Source organism: Peribacillus sp. 05N428 (genome assembly GCF_056397085.1).
This window is the reverse complement of sequence record NZ_JBFTMS010000089.1, coordinates 1-4515: the sequence shown is the minus strand read 5'-3', so window position 1 is coordinate 4515 and position 4515 is coordinate 1. Positions and strand designations below refer to the sequence as shown.

General features: G+C 38.2%; 5 protein-coding genes. All 5 read left to right on the top strand.

Going from position 1 to position 4515, the window contains the following annotated elements; genetic code table 11:
• The first annotated feature begins 329 nt into the window (after positions 1–329).
• The 5 genes from AC1DIV_RS29585 to AC1DIV_RS29565 all read left to right on the top strand — a co-directional run bounded on the left by AC1DIV_RS29585 (position 330) and on the right by AC1DIV_RS29565 (position 4342).
• Positions 330–1244 carry a DoxX-like family protein gene (locus AC1DIV_RS29585; RefSeq protein WP_340878390.1) on the top strand — a complete coding sequence of 305 codons (915 nt, stop codon included), beginning with the start codon at positions 330–332 and terminating at the stop codon, positions 1242–1244.
• Positions 1244–1855 carry a DUF4166 domain-containing protein gene (locus AC1DIV_RS29580; RefSeq protein WP_340878391.1) on the top strand — a complete coding sequence of 204 codons (612 nt, stop codon included), beginning with the start codon at positions 1244–1246 and terminating at the stop codon, positions 1853–1855. Before AC1DIV_RS29585 ends, AC1DIV_RS29580 begins: the two co-directional genes overlap by 1 nt.
• A complete protein-coding gene (locus tag AC1DIV_RS29575) occupies positions 1824–2624 on the top strand; it encodes a YndJ family protein (RefSeq protein ID WP_340878393.1) in 801 nt (266 codons plus the stop codon). Before AC1DIV_RS29580 ends, AC1DIV_RS29575 begins: the two co-directional genes overlap by 32 nt.
• Entirely contained in the window at positions 2618–3376 is a 759-nt protein-coding gene (locus AC1DIV_RS29570; RefSeq protein WP_340878394.1) for a hypothetical protein, read from the top strand. The genes AC1DIV_RS29575 and AC1DIV_RS29570 overlap by 7 nt, the downstream gene beginning before the upstream one ends.
• A gap of 681 nt (positions 3377–4057) precedes the next feature.
• Positions 4058–4342: a DUF3784 domain-containing protein gene (locus AC1DIV_RS29565; protein WP_048687533.1), complete on the top strand. Its 285-nt coding sequence runs from the start codon at positions 4058–4060 to the stop codon at positions 4340–4342.
• Positions 4343–4515: the final 173 nt, after the last annotated feature.

Sequence of the window (4515 nt, the reverse complement as noted above, 5' to 3'; positions counted from 1 at the left end):
CTTAAGATCCACCAAAAAAAGTTCAGCCTGGTTGTATTGTTATTTTCCATTATTGTCAAGGGGTTAATGGGTTAGACTCTATTTTGAGTTTAGATTTTCGTAGTAGATGGTGGCGGCGAGGAGCGCCGCCATAGGAGTTTCTTATGGAATTAAAGGGGCAGGATAGTTGAAGAGTGCTGTTTGACCTCTGTTCAGCAAATGGGCCAGATAATGAGCAATAAAATAAGTTATTAGATTGTCTTTCAAACTCTATCACTCTTACAGCGATTTCATAAATTCTAACATTATGTATTGAAACTTATGTTACTTTATTAATGGAGGTGACATTTATGAAAAACAAACCAATCTATGTGGAAATTCCAATTCAGGCAACTATAGACGAGGTATGGCGTATGACTCAAAAGCCTGAACTACATGAACAATGGGATTTGCGTTTTTCTTCTATTACCTATTTACCGAAAAAATCAGAAGATGATCCGCAATCTTTCTTATATGAAACGAAATTGGGATGTGGTGTAAAAGTCGCTGGCTGGGGTAAAAGTATCGGTACGCATAATAAGAAGGATGGTCCAAAAACATCTTCTCTTCACTTTGGTACCGATCAAAAAATTTCGCCAATTTGTGAAGGAAAAGGATATTGGCAATATATACCGAAAGATAACGGAACCACATTTCTCACCCAATATGACTATGATGTACGTTATGGTTTATTTGGACGGTTTTTAGACCTCTTTTTTCGGCCAATCATGGGGTGGGCAACAGCTCTAAGCTTTGATGTGCTAAAACGCTGGATTGAAAAGGGGGAATCGCCACGATCACAGTATGTACGTTTCATTATTAACGCTATAGTAACAATGCTCTTTTTCTTTGTTTGGCTTTATCATGGGCTAATACCGAAGATGATTGCCAAACATCCTGAGGAAGTATCGATGCTATCTAGTTTAACTTCCTTGGAGGGGACTGCTGCTATAAAGGGTGTAGGGATAATAGGCGTTCTCGAGATTTTATTTGCAGTGGTTTGGCTTCTTTATCGTAAGAAAAGACATTTACTTGTTCTGCAGATGATTGCTTTTCCGGTATTGACCATTAGTGCCTTGATCGCCAGTCCTTCATTCTCATTACACCCGTTTAACCCTATTACATTTAATGCTAGTCTGTGGGTTCTTTCCATTATTAGCTTCTTACTCGCAACTGATTTGCCATCGGCAACAAGTTGCAAGCGTACGAGAAAGGGTGAATCATAATGACAATCTACCAAGACCTCTTAGGTGAGGATTTTCAAAGACTTCATCCTAAGCTACAAGAGCGTTATGCCCTACCAATTGATAAACCGTTTAATGGGGGCGGAACGATGTCAAAGATTGAAACGGGGGCTTTCTGGCTAAAACCCTTTTTAAAATTAGCAACACGCTGGAAATTTCTTTTTCCCGAAAACGGGAAGGATGTACCGTTTTCGATCAAAAATACCTGTAGATCATTGCCGACTGGTGAGGCAGAAATATATTGGGAGCGTACTTTTTATTTTGAAGAGATTACTCGGCATTTTAATGCGTTTATGACGGTTGATGCAAAGCGTAGAGTTGTGAAGGATTATTTAGGGGAGCCGAGCTTATTTTATTCGGATTTAAAATTTGCGGTGACACCTGAAGGGCGCATTCACATTCGCTCTGGTCCTCAACGTATCGTTATAGGTAACCTAGAGTTTCCAATTCTTCGGTTATTGGAAGGAGTTGTGAACGTTGAGGAAGGGTACGATGATACCCGAGAAGTATTTACGATTCAAGTCGATATACGAAACCGAATCGTAGGAAGGTTGATGGCTTATGAAGGCGAATTTAAGGAGCAGACTGTTTAGTTCAATCACCATTGCAGGTGTGTTCTTTTTCATAGTAAGCAGCATTTTGACATCTGAACCCTATTTGTTAATGCTGACAGCTGCACAGTTGATTTTCGTGCCACTTATGCTCCAGCTACTATTAGAAACAAAGGTGAAACATATTATTTTCAATTGGATTGCTATGCTCTCCATCTTATTATTGCAAGTTGTCCCATCAAGTACAGGACAGATGGTACTCGCTTTCATTTATATGATTTTAACCTTTTTTGTGGCGTGTTATGGGCTAAAGCGGTTTTTTCAGCGTGGTTTTACAAATTGGGCAGAAATATCGATTGATATCGGGATGATGTATTTATTTGTAGGCGGACTATGGTTCTTTGCTTATATTGCGGGAATTGATACAGGGTTTAGTCCACTAATCACATGGTTAACAGCTATTCATTTTCATTACTCTGCCTTTTTATTGTCCATATCTCTTGGTTTTTTTGGACGCTTACACGATTCAACATGGTATCGATTAATTGTGCCAATTATATTAGCAGGTCCCATGCTCGTCGCCATTGGCATTTCATTTTCGCCGTTACTGGAATTCATCTCTGTGTTGCTTTACATATTTGCCATTTACACCTTAATCGTACTTGCATACCGAACACGCTTCCTTTCCAACTTGCAGACGATATTGATACGGCTTTCATTCAGTGCACTAGGCATCACAATCTTATTTTCAGTGCTTTATGCGACAAATATTCGTTTGGACTTTGGTTTGTTAGTATTGATTTTATGCTAAAATTTCATGGCTTATTTAACTGTTTAATTTTTGGCATGTTAGGCGTACTCGGTTGGGTGCTTGTGCCTCCTGAAACGAAGCAGGATGTCTGGAATTTCCCAGTGAGCCGAATTCGAGGTGCGTTAAAAGGAGCAGGCAAGCAACACCCAGGACTAGTGGATGAACTAAGTGATTTTGTTGATACCAAAACTTTACCAAAAACAATCGTCCATTTTTATGAGAACACCGATCAGTATCGGTTATTTGCTTCTGTAAAATGGGCAACTTGGTTTAAACCGTTTGCGGTGTGCTATAAATTGATAAGTACAAAACTACAGCAATTGAACCTGCCCATCTCAAGTAAACGTACTGAAATGACATATAAAATACGTGCTGTTGATCAAACGCTAGATGGGAGGGAAAATCCACGCGCATGGATTCGCCAGGTGAAGGAGAATACAGTATTTGTGGCCATTTATTCTCAGCATAAAACGGAGGCCAGGACGTATATGAATATAGCACTTCCTCTTCCTTATTCGTCAATGATTGGTATTTTACAGCTTGACGCTATCGATGGCTCTCTTATTCTTTCGAGCGAGGGAGAAAGTGACTCTGGTATTTATTTAGCAGCTGGCAAAGTGCTTTTCAAGCTTCCATTATCCGAGCACTTTTTAATTAATGAAACAATTGCAGGAATACTCACAGCACATCATAAAATGCGAATCTTTGGCATTCCTTTCTTACATATTGATTACACCATTAATCAAAAATGATGGTGTAGGGTATTAATGCTTATTTGGAGGGATTTAAAGAGGGAAAATTCAATAAGATGAATTGGAGGATAATAGTTTTTCTAATTATTTATACAATCATTGATACGACTTATTCCATTAAAGGGCGCGATTCTTTAAAAAGGATCGCTTTTTTTAATGAACTAACAGGGCAGGCTAGTTGAAGAAGGATTTTGTTTTTACGTTAAACTGTATACAGTTTAACGGTTTTAGGAGGTGAAAATGATGAAACGTGCGATAGGAATATTTCTTACTCTTTCTTCTTTACATACTTAATTGTGGACATGCTTTATGATCCTGTTGAGAATAAAATAACAACAACAGATATGAATTCAGGAGTTACAACAGCAACAGTACTATATCAATATCCTTTGATGTATTGGGTAATTTGTGTCATTTTAATAATTACTTTTATTCTTGGGATTTACTTTATTCTAGCAAAGGAAAAGCAATATGAGGAACGTCCACTCTGTGATACTCCGGAATATACTAGAAATAAGTGAATCGAACTAATGGGTGCTTTACTTCAATAAGGGAGTTGCTTGGGCAGCTCTTTTTGTTATGGAGCTAAAGGGGCAGGATAGTTGAACTAAAGGAAACTTTTTCCTTTATTATTCGTATAAAAAATAATAAGAAACAAAGTTGTCCTTGGGAGGTGTAAAGGTGGATTACGGATTATTGGTTATTGGTATAGCTCTTTTACTTGTGTCTTACTTAGTAGCTGTGAAAAAACAAACCTGGTTGTTAGCTGGATTTAATGAAAAAATGATTAAAAATAAGTCTTTGTTAGGTACAGTAACAGGTGGGTTTTTTTTTCTTCCTTTTGGATTGTTAGCAGTTATCAATAGTTTCATTGACTATCCTTATGAAGGAACGGTTCTTATAATTGCTATGTTGGTTTTATTAACAATTACGTACGTATTTATCAATAGAAGATTACTCGATTAATGCAACGAACGGGTGCGTTAGCTAAAGATCGGAGCTGTCTTTAAGGCAGCTTTTTCTTGTGTGCCAGGCATGGCATCTATCTAGGTGGTGAAAGTCCACTGTGGGGGTACACATCGACCAACCACTAAGGAAGCGCAAGGTACTTATCGTGAGGTAAGGGCTGGAGGAAGCGT

Coding starts and splice junctions, on each gene's coding strand:
- AC1DIV_RS29575 (WP_340878393.1), top strand. CDS start 1,824: ATGAAGGCGAATTTAAGGAGCAGACTGTTTAGTTCAATCACCATTGCA.
- AC1DIV_RS29585 (WP_340878390.1), top strand. CDS start 330: ATGAAAAACAAACCAATCTATGTGGAAATTCCAATTCAGGCAACTATA.
- AC1DIV_RS29570 (WP_340878394.1), top strand. CDS start 2,618: ATGCTAAAATTTCATGGCTTATTTAACTGTTTAATTTTTGGCATGTTA.
- AC1DIV_RS29580 (WP_340878391.1), top strand. CDS start 1,244: ATGACAATCTACCAAGACCTCTTAGGTGAGGATTTTCAAAGACTTCAT.